The organism is Reinekea sp. G2M2-21 (genome assembly GCF_015687175.1).
Lineage (GTDB): Bacteria > Pseudomonadota > Gammaproteobacteria > Pseudomonadales > Natronospirillaceae > Reinekea.
The window spans coordinates 1-14489 of the sequence record NZ_JADPQG010000004.1 but is presented as its reverse complement, the minus strand read 5'-3'; the positions used below and the strand labels follow the sequence as shown (position 1 = coordinate 14489).

The window sequence follows — 14489 nt, the reverse complement described above, 5'->3', positions numbered from 1 at the left end:
CTTAACGAAGGGGCAGCAGTTCCGTTATACTGCTGCTTTTTCCGAATGTTGTTGCCTCCATGTCTAAACTTGTTTTCCGTCTGAATAACGTCCCTGAAACCGAAGCTGACCTCGTCCGCGAACTGCTTACGGAGCACGATTTTGAATTCTACGAAACCCACGCTGGCCGCTGGGGTATTTCCGTGGCGGCACTTTGGCTGAAAAACGACGAGGATTTTGCTGCAGCAAGAGCCTTGATAGACGAGTTTCAACAACAGCACACGCAAACCATGCGTGCTGAATACGAAGAGGCCAAAAAAGAAGGCCGCATACCGACCTTTTGGCAGTTACTGCGCGGCAGCCCTGTTGTTTTTGTATCTTACTGGATACTGATTCTGGCCGTTGCGGCGTTGTCGATCTTTCCGATATTCGGCTTTTTCGACTCGCCTTAATGCATCCGCGTCAGCACGGTCACTAAGAGCTCGGTTGCATCGCGCCCTGAACTGGAACAACCATTCCAGACTCCACGCGCTTTTTGGTTGCGGCAGCAGTGGCGTCCAGGCTGGCCTGCAATTTCGGCTTCATCATCAAATGAAACATAAGACGTCCTAATACACCAAAACGTAACTCAAACGACAGTGATATGGCTAACTCCGTTTGCTGTTCGTTGAGTTGACGCAGCTCCCAGCGGCTGTGACCATTTTTTAGCGGACCAACATTAGACACGCTATACATCAATTTCTCATTGGGCAGCCACTGCGTTATGGTTTCATCAATGCCGCCAAAACCTTTCAGCTCGCAATGGCGTCCGTGCCCAACGCCCAGCTTCGACTGCCCGATTCCATGCGACTTCAATACGCCCGGCGCCCAGGTATGAACGTCATCGAACTGTGCCAGTAGCGCCCAAACAGCTTGTCGATTGGCACGTACTGTCGTTTTAGTCTGTACCGAATAAACTCGATTTTTCATTGTCATCTCTCCTTTTGTGGAGACTCAAACTTAACGTTCTCTGACCAATCTGCGAAGACGGGAATCTCGCACACGTCAGGTGCAAATATGCACCACCGAGTTACTGTGCTATTTGTTTTTAAACCACTATACTGGCTGCCTCGGCGCCGCTTAGAACCGTAAAAGCGGCCAATTGCCTCATTTGAACAGGAGCTCACGTTGAATTGGGATGATCTGAAATTTTTCCTGGCCGTCGCCCGGGAAGGTTCTATTCGCGCAGCGGCCAAGTCACTCAATGTGAATCACGCGACCGTATCCCGGCGCATCCGCCAATTTGAAGCGACCATTGGCAACCGCCTGTTTGAACGCAACCACGCAGGCTATGTCACGACTCGACTGGGTGAAGAAATCCTTCAAGAAGCCATGCACCTGGAAGAACGGCTGAGCACCGTCTCACGCATGATGGCTGGACACGATCAGCAACTAAAAGGCAATTTGCGCATCACCCTGCCCGAAACCATTGGTGACGAACTATTGATGAACGACCTGTCCGACTTCTGTCGGATGCACCCTCAGGTAGATCTTGAACTCATGGAATCGCTGCGGCCGTTTAACTTGGCAAACCGAGAAGCGGACGTTGCTTTGCGAATTTGTACCACGCCACCAGATCACCTGATTGGTCGCAAAGTTGCCTCGATACATCGCGCCTGTTACTACAGTGTTCATCACGCACAAGACCTGTTGACACCGGATTGGTTGACCCAAGGCCGCTGGATTGGCTGGGACGACCGTGGGCAGCGTCCTGCCGGGCAAATCGCCGCTGATTACCCGCGCTTCCGCTCCGGCCACAAAATGATGAGCGCCGCTTTACAGAAACAAGCTTGTAAAGCCGGTATGGGCGTCGGAATTTTACTGTGCTACATGGCCGATGAAGATCCGGAGTTGTTCCGAATTCCGCCGTATACATCGGAACACAAGTACGACTTGTGGCTGCTGTACCATCCGGATTTACGCACCAGCGCTAAAGTTCAAACCTTCGTCCGTTTCATCACCGAACGCATCGGGCAGAAAAAAGACCTGCTGGAAGGAAAAGCCTACCGCCCTCGCCTGACCGGCAGCGATTCGGAGTAACAGCGTTGAGTATTGCTTTGTGTCGAATAAGCGATATGCAACAGCGGACGGGCAGTATTAGACCAGCCATGCTATCTAGGTCGCTAAGCCCTACCTGTTATTTTGGTCTTAATGTGAAACCGTACAACATGTTTTGTGTTGTACCGTAGATGCTTTGTTGATGTAACCATTCTGACGACTGCGACACCGTGACAGCAACCGCGTGTCTATGTCAGCCACCAGCTTATAATTTGCACTGAAGGTTTTTCTTTTAACTTTTGAACGTGTTACTTCCAACGCAGCAATGGCCAATCCTTTGGCAGTTTCTCCTATTTCACCAGCGTAAAGCCTTCATCAATCCAGCCTGTTACGCCGCCAATCATCTTTTTTACAGGACGATTTAATGTTGCCAGTTTTATGGCGGCTTTTTCAGTTGCGTTACAGTGTGGACCCGCACAATACACGACAAACAAAGTATCGGCCGGATAGGATTGTAATGCGCGCTCATTCATTTGCGAGTGCGGTAAGTTTACCGCTGTGTCGATGTGTCCGGCGGTATAGAGTGCTTCGCCGCGCACGTCGAGCAATACGAAGTCCTTGCGCTGATTGGTAATGGCATGGTGTACGTCCCAGCAATCGGTTTCGAATTGAAGCAGTTTGGAAAAGTGCGCCAGGGCTAAATCGCTCGGTGCGGCTTCCGGTCGAGATACTAATGATGACATGTTAATTCTCCTTATGGATGTTCAGACTGGGTTACATCAGCTTTGGGTAACTGTTTAGGTCTTCGCACGAGTTCACCGCCGCAGTTCGGGCATTGGTGATTCATTCCTTCGGCGCAGTCAGCACAGAAGGTGCATTCATAACTGCAGATAAAGACATGGGGATTCGCCATGTCCAACAGTTGTTGGCAGCGCTCACATTCGGGCTTCATCAGCAACATGGTTATTTCCTTTTAATTGAACACGGTGTCTATCATGGTTGCAGTGCACACCATTTAAAATTGGCTTGATAGCCAATTAACGCTAATATTCAGCCAATCTTTCCTTTGAGGTTGCTTATGCTGCGCGTTGCAATATTGGCGAATGAAACCGTATCTTTGTTTGAACTGGCCAGTGCGGTGGAACTCTTCGCACTGGAACGACCTGAGATCGACCGCTGGTACCGCGCCGATGTTGTCAGTTTTTCGGCTTCGGCAAAACAGGCAACAGCCAACCTGATACTGAGCTGTCACACCATCAAGACGCTTAAAAATTTCGACATGTTGATCATTCCGAGCTGGTCGACACTCGATAGTTCCGTCAGTAACCCACTGCGCGATGAAGTGCTCCACTTTCACAAAGATGGGAAACGTATTCTGACTTTTTGTTCCGGCTCTTTCCTGCTCGCCGAATTGGGGTTGCTCGATGACAAACCAGCGATGACACATTGGCGTTATGCGTCTGTCTTTCAACAGCGCTATCCACAGGTACAGTACGTCGACAACCGCTTATATGTGTACGATGGGCAACTGGGATGTTCCGCCGGCAGTGCCGCAGGAATTGATTTAGGTCTGGAAGTGATACGGCAGGACTTTGGTTACGAGGTTGCGAATCAGGTGGCTCGTCGATTGGTGGTGTCGGCGCATCGTCAGGGCGGGCAAGCGCAATTTGTGCAAACGGTGGTCCCGAAAGTACCTGACCAGTTCGCTGCTACGCTGGACTGGGCCATTGTGAATCTCAATAACGGGCTGGACATAGACACGCTGGCGATCAAAGCAAACATGTCCCGGCGTTCGTTTGACCGGAAGTTTCGTACCACCATGAACATGTCGCCGTCACAGTGGCTGACACAACAACGATTAAACAAAGCCAAAGCACTGCTGGAACAGGAAACCTGGCCCATTGAGCAGGTTGCAGACATGGCTGGTTTCGAGTCGGTGGTCACATTACGCCACCATTTCAAACAACAGGTTGGCATTTCACCCAAGGTTTACCGTCAACAATTTTCAGGGCGCCAGAACTTTTAAATCGATAGCTGCCGGAACAATCTGGGCAGTAACTCAACCAGATTTTCATTCCGGGTGACCAAATGGTAATTCTCACTGCCAAACAAATGCGGTGCGTATTCATCAGCCTCAGGGTCCAGCGTTATGGCAAAAACCTGTATGCCCTTTTCTTTTGCCTCCAGCACGGCTTTGCGGGTGTCTTCAATGCCGTAACGATGTTCGTAATGATCCACATCGTTAGGTTTGCCATCGGTAAGAATAAGCAACCACCTTTGCTCTTGTTCGGCATCCAACAATACGGTTGTCGATTGTCGTATAGCGGCGCCCATGCGGGTGTAGTAACCAGGCTTGAGTGCCAATACACGCCCTCGGGTCAGGTCGGACCAGGGCTCCCGTGCATTTTTCAGTAAATGAAAGCGCACCTGCCGCCGGCGAATGGATGAAAAGGCATAAAGACTAAAAGGTTCATTGATCGCATCCAACCCTTCCGCAAACACCAGCAACGCGTCGCGGATGCCGTCTATGATGGGTCGGTTATTCACATAGCTTTCTGTGGACTGACTGACATCCGCGAGCAACAGGGTGCTGCGGCTTTTGCGTACTTTGGGGCGGTCGGTGTATACAGCCATGGCGCTGTCATGTGTGGGCTGACTGATCTGCTCGACCCAGGCTTGAATATCGATTTCATTGCCGTCCAGTTGCCGATGTTGACGCAGCGGTTCACTACGCCATTGCTTGAACTGATGTCGTACTAGTCGGACCAGTCCACGCAAATGCTCAGGAACGTTTTGTTCTCGCGCATCCCGGCTAAGCATGGGGACCAATCGGCAGTGATCGGGTAAGAAAGCCTCTTTGCGGTAATGCCATTCGGGCAGCAAAATGCCTTCGTGTAACGGTAAGTCATCAACGGCTTGTGCGGGCAAGTCCAGATCGAAGCGAACTTTAGCGCCAACGGCTGAATGCTGTTGACCGAGCGAAATCTGATCCAGTGCTTGCGCGGCGTCGTTACTGGCATCTTCATCATCTTCCTGCGGCCGTTGTACGTTCAGCCAATCAGACACGGTGAATAGATTTTCCAGACGAAACAATAACAGGCCGCTTTTTTCATCTTGCTCCGACACTCGGCGGGCGGATTTTTTACCCTCGATAGATTGTGTGTCGGCATGGGTTTCCGCGTCGCTGTTGTCTTCAGTTTCTCCCATGGCAGGCACAGATTCTTCAACCGTTGGCGATGGGTACAACCACAACCGTATTGGATACGGAAAACGTCGAGCATGCGCAAGGTGGTTAAATTGCGGTTCGGATTGCTGCAAGATCGCGCGCACGATCTGTTCGTTTGTACGGTCTACCGTAGACAAAGCATGCAACGATGGTCGTTCGGCCAGAAGAGCCTGACGCATTTTCGGCCAACGTCGCGCCAGACCTGGGAGTTGCGTGAACACCCGTTGCATCGCTATTTGGTTTTGCTGATACCAGTGTTGCGGTGCCGCTGGCCAAACCGCCGCCATAGCGACCCACCAATAGTAGAGATCAAGGTTCAAACGCGCATCGGGGAAACAATTCACCTGCGGGGGCAGATGAAGGCTTTCGTGATCGATCAAGGCCAGCGTATGTGTGCCATAGTCAGTCAACCGCCATCGGCTGCCACCGGCATGGGCGAAACGAATCGGCCAGACACTTTGCAACCCAAGGTTGGCAGAACCACCCAAAGACACCAGCAGCGCCTTCAAGGCCACACGAATGTCTTTTAATGCGACGGCTGCGTCTTCGTACTCAGTCGCCTCACGACGACTGAGCCAATGATGCCACTGTTGACCGACCCACTCTTCCATCGAGTGCTATCCGTTGAACGCCACAGTGCTGGTTGATTTTGCCCCAACAAAGAAACTGCTGAAGTAACACAACAAGCCTATGAAAAAACCAACCCCGGCTATTTCACGCATCCAGAAGAAAACGGCCAGTTGATCCATGGTGTCCATAAAACTCAAGGCGTTACTGGCGTCGGGCAAACGCTGCAACCACACTTGCAGGATTCCCGCACCGGTCAGGAACAGCGTGATGAACACCATACTCACAGTCATCAACCAGAAACCCCACATTTCCACCACCTGCGCTTTTGGCGATGCGGCTTCGCCCTGCCCGCGCAAAACCGGCATGGCGTAGCTGATAATGGTTAGGTTAATCATCGCGTAGGCGCCATAAAACGCCATGTGACCATGCGCAGCGGTGATTTGAGAACCATGTGTTAAGTAGTTGACCGGTGCCAGCGTGTGTAAGAACCCCCAGACGCCCGCGCCTAAAAAAGCCATGACACCGGTACCCATTGCCCACAGCAGTGCAGCGCGATTCGGATGATTGCGGCGACGCTTGAAGACCATGTTGAACGCAAACACAGTCATGGCAAAAAACGGAATCGGTTCCAATGCCGAGAAGAATGAACCCAGCCACAGCCAATAAGGTTTTGGTCCAATCCAGTAATAGTGATGACCGGTACCAATAATGCCAGTGATCAGCGCCATAGCGATAATCACATAAAGCCACTTTTCGATAACCTCGCGGTCTACCCCGGTGGTCTTGATTAATACAAACGCCAGGATAGAACCCATAATCAATTCCCATACACCTTCAACCCAAAGATGCACGACCCACCACCAGAAGTATTTATCCAGGGCCAGGTTTTCCGGGTTATAAAACGAGAACAGGAACATCAGCGCTAACCCCAGTAACCCGGTGATCAACACCGTATTAATGACGGTTTTCCGGCCCTGTAAAATGGTCATGCCTATGTTAAACAGAAAACCAAGCGCCACCACGACGATGCCAACTTTTGCGATGGTCGGTTGTTCCAGAAATTCACGGCCCATTGTCGGGAACCACTCGTTTTTGGTGAACGCAGCAAGTTTGGCATAGGGCACTAACAGATAACCGGCAACGGTCAGTACACCGGCGGCGGCAAATACCCAGAACAGTATCTTTGCTAGCTTGACACTGTACAGCTCGACACCGGCTTCTTCGGGCACCAAGTAATAAGCAGCGCCCATAAAACCGAACAGCAACCAAACAATAAGCAAATTGGTATGCACCATGCGAGCCGCATTAAAAGGGATATACGGAAACAAAAAGTCGCCAACAACATACTGCAACCCGATGATCAGACCGAAGACGATTTGCAGCGCGAAGAGTAATAACGCGAACACAAAATAAGGCTTGGCGACCGCCTGTGATTCAAATTTCATCTCATTACCCCTCGATGTTTGGTGGCCAGTTGTTGTTGTCAATATTGCTGGTCCAGATCAGAAAATCCGCCAGGTCATTGACCTCGTCTGCGTTCAAATTGAATTGCGGCATGGCGCGTCGACCCGGTACATTCAACGGTTGCGCGTCCATCCAGCCCTTCAGAAAGCCTTTAAACGCCTGCTCATTCGCCATACCACGACGCTGGAATACATTGCCGAGTTCAGGCGCAAAATATGCCCCTTCGCCCATCAGCGAATGGCAACCAATGCAGTTGTTCTCTTCCCAGAGTAACTTTCCGCGGGCCACAGACTCGGTTAAATTTTCACGGTGATCACGCGTAGGCATGGACCTTACCGTTTCGAACGTCAGCCCTAAAAAAAACAGAATGAAAAACACACTGCCACCAATATAGATATTTCGGGCTGCGGTTTTGGTGAACACTTCAGCCATAAGGGTCCCCTCCTTTCAATAGCTGAAGGGCATGCTAAAGCACCGACGACCATTGGCGTTGATAGTTATCAAGGAGCGTCAGATTGCAAAGCGAGGTTGAATAAGCGCCACAGGTATGGAGGAAAACAAACAGCAACATGTTTATGAACAATAAAGATGCTGCCAATTGGCGGTCTAAGTTATTGATTTTATTAGACGACTACTTAGTGAGAAGTCATGATGCTATTCGCGTTATGACCGGCAGGTCTTTTTTACATCGGAAAACACAACACTAAAGTTGTTAGCTAAACGCATAAACACTAAGTACCGTTTTGCATGCGAGTAATGACTGTGGTCACAACGCAGCTGCCGCTAACTGTATCTTAAAGGAGGCAGGAAAAATCGCTTAGCGGCGGTTTGATGTAAGGTTGAGAGTGAGGGTCGTGACACGAGGTGGACATTTCAACGACTAGCTTAGCGGTGAGCGACGAAAGGGGCGAATCCTAGGCATGCCGCGAAGCGGTGAAAAGCGGGCCAAATGCGGCTACTATTTGTTAACTACTACGATCAAGTACCTTAGTCAAATAATGTAACTGATCGGTTTCAGGACAATTGTCCAGTGTCATTCTAAGTTCGTAACCATTTTTCTCATAGAACCCTTTGGCCTGAAAACTATAGGTTTCCAAGACTGATTGTTTTGCACCAAGAGAAACTGCTTTCTCTTCAAGTTTGGACAACAACTCAGAGCCAATACCTTGCTGCTTTTTTAATGGACTAACAAATAAGTACTTAACAGAAAGCTACGCACCCCATACTTCCCCAACAATTCCACAGGCAATACTTCCATCCTCGAGCGTTCCATGCACAGAAAGATCAGTACGCAATACGTTTTCTAGAAAAGGTCGATTGTGGTTCTGAAGCCCAGCCCTAATTCCATCGATAAGCTCTTGATCTGGTTTTTCAGTAACAATTAAATTCAATGACTAATACCTAAAGCAGTTAACTCCAAAATAACTGGCGAAATTGCGCGCCAGCGTGATTGAGCCCAGTGCCTACCGCGAAGCGGTGTTTACGCACGAAGTTCATTTTCTAGTTACTTTATTTCGGTTTTTGTAATACTTATACATCCAGTAAGAACCACCGAATATGCATATTAATCCAAAACCGTATCGAAAAAATGGATCGTTAACATCATTCTTGATGCTAATTGCATATCTATTGGTCGAAACGCCGAATATCACTAATAGAACCCCGTACCCGATAATCCATGCAATTCCACTAGCTTTTTGGTTGTGATCATTTTGTTCTAATTCTTCTGCATCACGAATAGCTTTATCTCTCCGTGTATTATGCAAAAACACAGGATCAGCAAGCAGGTGCTCAATTTCTTCTACTCGCTCTGGAAATTTCCGCTTGTCGATATGTCTCAACACATCTCTAAGCTGGGCTTCAGTGTAGGTACTAAATTCTGGTTTCATAATTAAAGTAACAGTGTGATATACGGACGCAACTGCAAAAGACGGGTCCATATATCACTATTTATGCGCCTCTAGTTGATCACTATATAATGATGGCTTTATATTTCGGATCTTCTCCATGAAATGCCCTCCCACCAGATTTTTTGTTTGCGATTTTAAAATTTTCAACCGAAATTTCTAATTCCTCCCTCTCAAAAGCCACCATACCAACAATAAACTCAGCCTCTCCGATATCTTGGCGCCCCTTATTATATACAGGAGCTAATACCGCCCACGTCCAAGCCTTTTCCAGATTATTTAGTATTAATGAAACTTTAACTCCATACATGATAATAAAAAAAGAGTTTCGAATTTCGAATTTTGGCTCAGGAATAGAATTCCAAAGATCGTCAAGTTTGTCGAGAGCACTGGAATAATTTTGTTGTTTGTATAGATCGCCAATCTTTTTAAGCTCTTCCATTACTTCAATCATGTAAACCTCAATTATTGAGTTACCATATTCTACGCATAACGCCTTTGTCAGTTGCGTTTTGGTTGTAGTGGAGTTTTGGGGTAAAGTGGCGCGGCCACCCCAAAACGGAGCGTAGACCAAAACGTCAACTGGACAAACTTGTTAAGCTTTTTTTGCTTCATAGGTACAGTTTTCATGCTGAATTACCATTGCGTAATTTTTAAGCTGCTTGCCAGTATGCCTAACTTCAATTTCACCAGTAATTGTACCTTTACTTGTAATTCCGCTTCCGTCTTCAGGACCTATCCAGATCTCAGACCGAAAGGCCATTCGATACTTACCAATCCGCTTAACCTTAATATTTTCTAGACCATCGCACCACATTAATATTGGACATAATGTAGTTTTTAACTTCCAAGTTAACAGCCACTCTAGGTTGCTACTCAAACGAGGCTTTCTTTTTGGCTTAGTGCCATATATTTCAAGATACTCTGCGACTGCTGAGGCTACAAACCTCTCATGCCAAAGAACTCGATTTTTAAGCCGCCTTTTACTTGCGTACAAACTCGCGAAGTATTTCTTGTCTCGGGGAGTAACTCTCTTTTTCATTTAATTTGCTTCTAATTGAAGCCGGTTTGATTGTAGAGCTTAACGCAAAGCTTAGCGGCGAGCGTGAGCGAGTCCACAGCCCACCGCATAGCGGTGAATTTAAGGCTGCATTGCTACAGCGTATTGTTAACTTATGGCTATCCCAGCTTTAATAAGGTATTGCTTTAGCTTATTAGCAAATTCTGCCATTTCATCTTTATTAAATTTTGGAGCATTTTCCCAATCATAAAACCAAGCCGGATATCTTCGTATTTCAGGCTCTTCAGACAAGTAGCGAGGGAAAATATGTGTATGTAAAGCTGGTTCGCTATTACCCAATGTTTCGTAGTTGACACGATAACAACCGGTTAGTTCTAACAGTGCATCTCCAATCACTGTTGTCTCATAGAGATATTGCTTACGCTCTTCTTCAGTCAAGCTATTCAAAGACTCAACGACTGGATCTGCTAACAAAAGGCAATAACCTTTTAAAAACTGAACGTCTCCGATTACTACCCAGCCACTTTTAGTTTTGCAGACTACTGTTTCATTTTTACCATTTCGTGCTGCTTCTACACGGTCATGTATGAGTGTTCCCAATTACTTCATTCCTTAAGTTAACGCCCGCCTCAACTGCCGGAGACTACTGGCGCCTTTTGTGCGGATTTTTGCACAAAAGGTGACAGTGGCCAGAGGTCAGAGGTCAGAGGTCAGATTGCAGGCGCTTGTTATGTGATGCCTTGGTGTAGCGCAGACCTAGTACATCTATATCTGTTGAAAACATACATTTTCACAATAAATCATTCCATCGCAACCATATGATGGATTAATAGTAACGAGCATCATTTTACCGCTTTCAATGCTTTCCTTAACAGTCTGAATGTATGCATTATATTTTTCGAACATTGCCATGGGAGGAATAAACAACTTTTCCAATCCATGGTCTGAAACATGGACTTCTCTCTCAATGGTTACATCTAGAACTATATTTCCTTCTCGAAAGTCATTACAAACTAGTCGCTTTACATTAGTGAATATCGCTTGGACTAATTCACCTGATACCAGTCTGAATTTTAAAATGGCCTGACCTTGATCATTCTCAACTGAAAACAAATTAGAATCATGTAAGTTCGGCTCGATAACCTGAAAGTCATCATTTGTTTGGTGTTTGATAGTTTTCACAGACTCTCTCTACGTACCCTCACATAACGTTTGCCCGCAGCGGCGAGCGTAAGCGAGTCCAAAGGCCAGCCGCAAAGCGGGTAATTAGCTGGCCTTGTTGTTGCCGGGTTTTGTTATGAATTTCGAACCTCGGTCAATTAAAACTGGAACAGCAGTAAAAAAGCTTATTTCAACCAAATAAACTATATAGCTATTTATGAACTGTGGCTTACTAATTATTAGCAACCATATATTTATTGCAAACCCTATTAAGCCAAGCAGCACAAGCCAAACAGTTGTGTTCCGAATCCGAAGCCTAGACACGATAATCTGGACAGGTACCCAACAAAGTAAGCAATACAATAGTATTTCAACAGCCCAAGCCACTCGGATAATCTGTATTCCAAGCTCTGGCTTAATACTTAGAATTTCAGAAAGATTCAACGCAATTAACGGCAAGCTAAATCCAAACGTATAAGCCAGAGCAGAAATTACAATCCATAAAAAGCCGTATAAGACACCAAGAGATAGCAGAAAGTACTTATTCATTATTACCCTGATTCATAACGATTAAACTCAGCCGCGCCGCTTTTTGGCGTCGGCTGGAGTGACTTGTATGATTCATTTATTAGTTATTCACACACATTCATATATTCGATAAGGTGAAGCCCAAACCTGCCCACCAGGTTTTCAGTTCAATAGCTCGATGCTTGGCAGGTGATGCTTTAGCAATCCCGTTAACAAGCGTGAGCGTTGAACTGAACTTCAATTTTAACTCGAACAGTCGAAGGGGCTTCGAGCCCGAATGTAGCAAGGGTGAGTCATGGTTACAACTACTAATCGTTACAGTAATAGTTCAGAAAGACATATAGGTATTGATGTAGGCAAAAGCACGCTAGATGTGTTCGTTCTCGAACGCGATACTCATTGGCAAGTACAGAATTCAACAGATGGTATAAAACAACTCATACGTGATTTACGACGCATGAAATTAACTCGGATATTGATTGAAGCAACAGGCGGTTATGAACGCGCTTTCGTGGAAGCTTGCGTCGAAAAAGATATGCCTATTATCGTTGCCCAACCTATCCTCATTCGTCAATTCGAAAAAGCGCAGGGGTTAATAGCAAAAACAGACAAACTAGACTCCAAGCTAATTGCAGAATTTGGAGCGGTGATGAAGCCCGAGATCAAGCCTATTGCCACTAAGGAGATCCGGTATATAAAGGATTTACTGCTGCGTCGGCGTCAATTAACTGAGTTTAGAACTCAAGAACTGAATCGCAAACAAAAGGCGCCTAAGGCTCTGGCAGCGACCCACCGACGATTGATCAAAGTAACAGAAAAAGAGCTCGAATGGGTCAATGCCAAATTGGACAAAGCCGTCGCTGAAATATCGGAATGGAAACGTCGATATGAAATTATCACCTCAGTACCTGGAATGGGCTCTGGTGTGGCCTACACCTTACTTGGAGAGCTGCCTGAACTTGGCCAGCTTAACAGCCGTCAAATAGCGGCTCTGTGTGGTTTAGCGCCCTACAACAGGGATAGTGGCTCCATGAATGGAAAGCGCCGCATTCGAGGCGGCAGAGCCCCGATCAGGACGATGCTTTATATGGCGATGATGTGTGCTATACAGCACAACCCAATTATGAAGAATTTCTATCAAAAATTAGTGGCACAGGGAAAGCACAAAAAGGTCGCATTGACTGCGTGCATGCGAAAAATGGTGACCATCCTAAATACGATGGTCAAGAATGATGAGGTTTGGAATATCGCCTAAATTAGTTAATGGGGTATTGGGAAATAGGGTTGTTTTTAATCACAGTCGCTTGTTATGCCTTTTTTGCCCGTACAATTTCCGAAAGCTCTGATACAGAATAGTACTTTCCATCGACTTCTCTATGTAACATTGCATGGCAGTTAGGGCAAACAGGAACTAAGTCATTTATATAATCTATTTTGTAGCTCTCACCTATTGTATGGATAGGTACAATATGGTGCACATGAATAAATTCTTTACCCACACTACCGTATGTTTCTTCAAAATTAAGGTTGCATACTTTGCATGTATAGCCGTGGGCTTCAATGCATTTTGCGCGAGCTATAGTGCTTCTTTCATATTTATTTACTGAAACTTGCTTCTTGACACCCTCGTAAACACCATGATCTTCCTTGATAGTGTCTGGGAAATATTCATCGTCTTCTGTACTGAAAACACCAGATATATATTCCTCAAGGTCTGAATTTAGCTTAATTGGGCCTTGTGGTGCTGCCTTTAATCCTTTTTCTGTGAGGCTTGATAATGATAGTTTTTCTGAATCAACTTCTTCGATTAACTTTAGGTTAAAGTATTTTCCAACTAGTGATTTTTCATATTCTTCTTTATTGATCCAGTAGCGCTCATCATCTCTTATTTGGGATGAGCTTTTATTTAGCTCAGTTACTATGCATTTATATCTGACGCGCTGAATTGGGTTTGTGCAATAAATATATACAGTATCACCTATATCATATTTCACATTTCCTTGGCGCCAATCAATTGAGCCAAAATGTGCAAATGAACTTGCATGATCATACATTTTTCCATTTGCTGAAATTAACCAATTCATATCATTACTCTAATGGCATAACGCCGCGCCACACCGGCCGAGCGTAGCGAGGTCCAGGCCACAAAGTGGCCGATGGTGATGGCGTTTGTTAGAGCTTTCACTCTGTAACTGTTCCTTGATGGAATATCATCTGCCACTTGCCTGCGTTTAATTTCCATATAGACGTCCTATAGCTAATTCTAGCGAGTGTGCCGATAGGCCTATAGAGCCTGGATTTGTAAGTTAAATGCGCAATTGATTCTGACATTCTTCGATACTCGAACTCACTAGCTTCTATTTTTGATTCAATTTCGCTAGGCAATTGCTCAAGCACTTCGCTTTTGCCGAAGTAGACTCCACTGGCTCCTATTTCTCAGAACTCATCAGCTATTAGCTCATCCAGGACTTCTTTTGATGCCCTTATTTCGGGTTTGTGGAGCCGCAACTCAAGCTCTATCAGTTCTCTTTCCGTTGCATTCATGCTTGCTCCTTGCTCCTTGCTCAAGCTCTAACGCTCACATAAAAGGCGAGCG

Annotated in this window: 17 protein-coding genes and 1 pseudogene; 4 read left to right on the top strand and 14 right to left on the bottom strand. The window is 46.4% G+C overall.

Annotated features, from left to right (window positions below; all coding sequences use genetic code 11):
- The first annotated feature begins 59 nt into the window (after positions 1–59).
- The gene (locus tag IYN85_RS15240; RefSeq protein ID WP_196159783.1) at positions 60–431 is read left to right on the top strand and encodes a DUF6164 family protein; all 372 of its coding nucleotides are present in this window, start codon (positions 60–62) and stop codon (positions 429–431) included.
- A gap of 22 nt (positions 432–453) precedes the next feature.
- On the opposite strand, the gene IYN85_RS15235 is transcribed toward IYN85_RS15240, so the two are convergent.
- A complete protein-coding gene (locus IYN85_RS15235; RefSeq protein WP_196159782.1) occupies positions 454–948 on the bottom strand; it encodes an SRPBCC family protein in 495 nt (164 codons plus the stop codon).
- Between the two features lie 198 nt (positions 949–1146).
- On the opposite strand from IYN85_RS15235, the gene IYN85_RS15230 reads away from it, so the two are divergent.
- Positions 1147–2058 (top strand): LysR family transcriptional regulator, encoded by a 912-nt coding sequence (locus IYN85_RS15230; protein ID WP_196159781.1) that lies wholly within the window; start codon positions 1147–1149, stop codon positions 2056–2058.
- Positions 2059–2366: 308 nt separating this feature from the next.
- Here the strand turns inward: IYN85_RS15230 and IYN85_RS15225 are convergent, their stop codons facing one another.
- Together IYN85_RS15225 and IYN85_RS15220 are read right to left on the bottom strand one after the other, a co-directional pair.
- Positions 2367–2759, bottom strand: coding sequence for a rhodanese-like domain-containing protein (locus tag IYN85_RS15225; protein ID WP_196159780.1), 393 nt, complete (start codon positions 2757–2759; stop codon positions 2367–2369).
- An 11-nt stretch (positions 2760–2770) separates the two neighbouring features.
- Positions 2771–2968 carry a DUF1272 domain-containing protein gene (locus tag IYN85_RS15220; protein WP_255533759.1) on the bottom strand — a complete coding sequence of 66 codons (198 nt, stop codon included), beginning with the start codon at positions 2966–2968 and terminating at the stop codon, positions 2771–2773.
- 126 nt (positions 2969–3094) lie between these two features.
- Here IYN85_RS15220 and IYN85_RS15215 point away from each other — a divergent pair, with 126 nt between their 5' ends.
- The gene (locus IYN85_RS15215) at positions 3095–4042 is read left to right on the top strand and encodes a helix-turn-helix domain-containing protein (RefSeq protein ID WP_196159778.1); all 948 of its coding nucleotides are present in this window, start codon (positions 3095–3097) and stop codon (positions 4040–4042) included.
- Here IYN85_RS15215 and IYN85_RS15210 read toward each other — a convergent pair.
- From IYN85_RS15210 to IYN85_RS15170, 9 genes and pseudogenes are all read right to left on the bottom strand, one after another.
- The gene (locus tag IYN85_RS15210; protein ID WP_196159777.1) at positions 4039–5853 is read right to left on the bottom strand and encodes a nitric oxide reductase activation protein NorD; all 1815 of its coding nucleotides are present in this window, start codon (positions 5851–5853) and stop codon (positions 4039–4041) included. The two genes, IYN85_RS15215 and IYN85_RS15210, sit on opposite strands and share 4 nt — an antisense overlap.
- A 6-nt stretch (positions 5854–5859) precedes the next feature.
- A complete protein-coding gene (locus tag IYN85_RS15205; protein ID WP_196159776.1) occupies positions 5860–7257 on the bottom strand; it encodes a cbb3-type cytochrome c oxidase subunit I in 1398 nt (465 codons plus the stop codon).
- Between the two features lie 4 nt (positions 7258–7261).
- Positions 7262–7708: a cytochrome c gene (locus tag IYN85_RS15200; RefSeq protein WP_196159775.1), complete on the bottom strand. Its 447-nt coding sequence runs from the start codon at positions 7706–7708 to the stop codon at positions 7262–7264.
- Positions 7709–8241: 533 nt separating this feature from the next.
- A pseudogene (locus IYN85_RS26445) lies at positions 8242–8466 on the bottom strand (GNAT family N-acetyltransferase); the annotation flags it as partial.
- 303 nt (positions 8467–8769) lie between these two features.
- Positions 8770–9165, bottom strand: coding sequence for a hypothetical protein (locus IYN85_RS15190; RefSeq protein ID WP_196159774.1), 396 nt, complete (start codon positions 9163–9165; stop codon positions 8770–8772).
- A gap of 82 nt (positions 9166–9247) precedes the next feature.
- Complete coding sequence (locus tag IYN85_RS15185; RefSeq protein WP_196159773.1) at positions 9248–9637, bottom strand: hypothetical protein; 390 nt, start codon at positions 9635–9637, stop codon at positions 9248–9250.
- Between the two features lie 141 nt (positions 9638–9778).
- Positions 9779–10225, bottom strand: coding sequence for a hypothetical protein (locus IYN85_RS15180; protein ID WP_196159772.1), 447 nt, complete (start codon positions 10223–10225; stop codon positions 9779–9781).
- 126 nt (positions 10226–10351) lie between these two features.
- The gene (locus IYN85_RS15175) at positions 10352–10804 is read right to left on the bottom strand and encodes an HIT family protein (RefSeq protein ID WP_196159771.1); all 453 of its coding nucleotides are present in this window, start codon (positions 10802–10804) and stop codon (positions 10352–10354) included.
- A gap of 165 nt (positions 10805–10969) precedes the next feature.
- Positions 10970–11386 (bottom strand): hypothetical protein, encoded by a 417-nt coding sequence (locus tag IYN85_RS15170; protein WP_196159770.1) that lies wholly within the window; start codon positions 11384–11386, stop codon positions 10970–10972.
- A gap of 802 nt (positions 11387–12188) precedes the next feature.
- Here IYN85_RS15170 and IYN85_RS15165 point away from each other — a divergent pair.
- Positions 12189–13148 carry an IS110 family transposase gene (locus tag IYN85_RS15165; RefSeq protein WP_196159769.1) on the top strand — a complete coding sequence of 320 codons (960 nt, stop codon included), beginning with the start codon at positions 12189–12191 and terminating at the stop codon, positions 13146–13148.
- A 52-nt stretch (positions 13149–13200) separates the two neighbouring features.
- On the opposite strand, the gene IYN85_RS15160 is transcribed toward IYN85_RS15165, so the two are convergent.
- Both IYN85_RS15160 and IYN85_RS26440 read right to left on the bottom strand, forming a co-directional pair.
- Positions 13201–13977: an HNH endonuclease gene (locus IYN85_RS15160; RefSeq protein WP_196159768.1), complete on the bottom strand. Its 777-nt coding sequence runs from the start codon at positions 13975–13977 to the stop codon at positions 13201–13203.
- A gap of 97 nt (positions 13978–14074) precedes the next feature.
- Positions 14075–14326 (bottom strand): DUF4440 domain-containing protein, encoded by a 252-nt coding sequence (locus IYN85_RS26440; protein ID WP_370592224.1) that lies wholly within the window; start codon positions 14324–14326, stop codon positions 14075–14077.
- Between the last annotated feature and the right edge of the window lie 163 nt (positions 14327–14489).

Coding starts and splice junctions, on each gene's coding strand:
- IYN85_RS15240 (WP_196159783.1), top strand. CDS start 60: ATGTCTAAACTTGTTTTCCGTCTGAATAACGTCCCTGAAACCGAAGCT.
- IYN85_RS15235 (WP_196159782.1), bottom strand. CDS start 948: ATGAAAAATCGAGTTTATTCGGTACAGACTAAAACGACAGTACGTGCC.
- IYN85_RS15225 (WP_196159780.1), bottom strand. CDS start 2,759: ATGTCATCATTAGTATCTCGACCGGAAGCCGCACCGAGCGATTTAGCC.
- IYN85_RS15220 (WP_255533759.1), bottom strand. CDS start 2,968: ATGAAGCCCGAATGTGAGCGCTGCCAACAACTGTTGGACATGGCGAAT.
- IYN85_RS15215 (WP_196159778.1), top strand. CDS start 3,095: ATGCTGCGCGTTGCAATATTGGCGAATGAAACCGTATCTTTGTTTGAA.
- IYN85_RS15210 (WP_196159777.1), bottom strand. CDS start 5,853: ATGGAAGAGTGGGTCGGTCAACAGTGGCATCATTGGCTCAGTCGTCGT.
- IYN85_RS15205 (WP_196159776.1), bottom strand. CDS start 7,257: ATGAAATTTGAATCACAGGCGGTCGCCAAGCCTTATTTTGTGTTCGCG.
- IYN85_RS15200 (WP_196159775.1), bottom strand. CDS start 7,708: ATGGCTGAAGTGTTCACCAAAACCGCAGCCCGAAATATCTATATTGGT.
- IYN85_RS15190 (WP_196159774.1), bottom strand. CDS start 9,165: ATGAAACCAGAATTTAGTACCTACACTGAAGCCCAGCTTAGAGATGTG.
- IYN85_RS15185 (WP_196159773.1), bottom strand. CDS start 9,637: ATGATTGAAGTAATGGAAGAGCTTAAAAAGATTGGCGATCTATACAAA.
- IYN85_RS15180 (WP_196159772.1), bottom strand. CDS start 10,225: ATGAAAAAGAGAGTTACTCCCCGAGACAAGAAATACTTCGCGAGTTTG.
- IYN85_RS15165 (WP_196159769.1), top strand. CDS start 12,189: ATGGTTACAACTACTAATCGTTACAGTAATAGTTCAGAAAGACATATA.
- IYN85_RS15160 (WP_196159768.1), bottom strand. CDS start 13,977: ATGAATTGGTTAATTTCAGCAAATGGAAAAATGTATGATCATGCAAGT.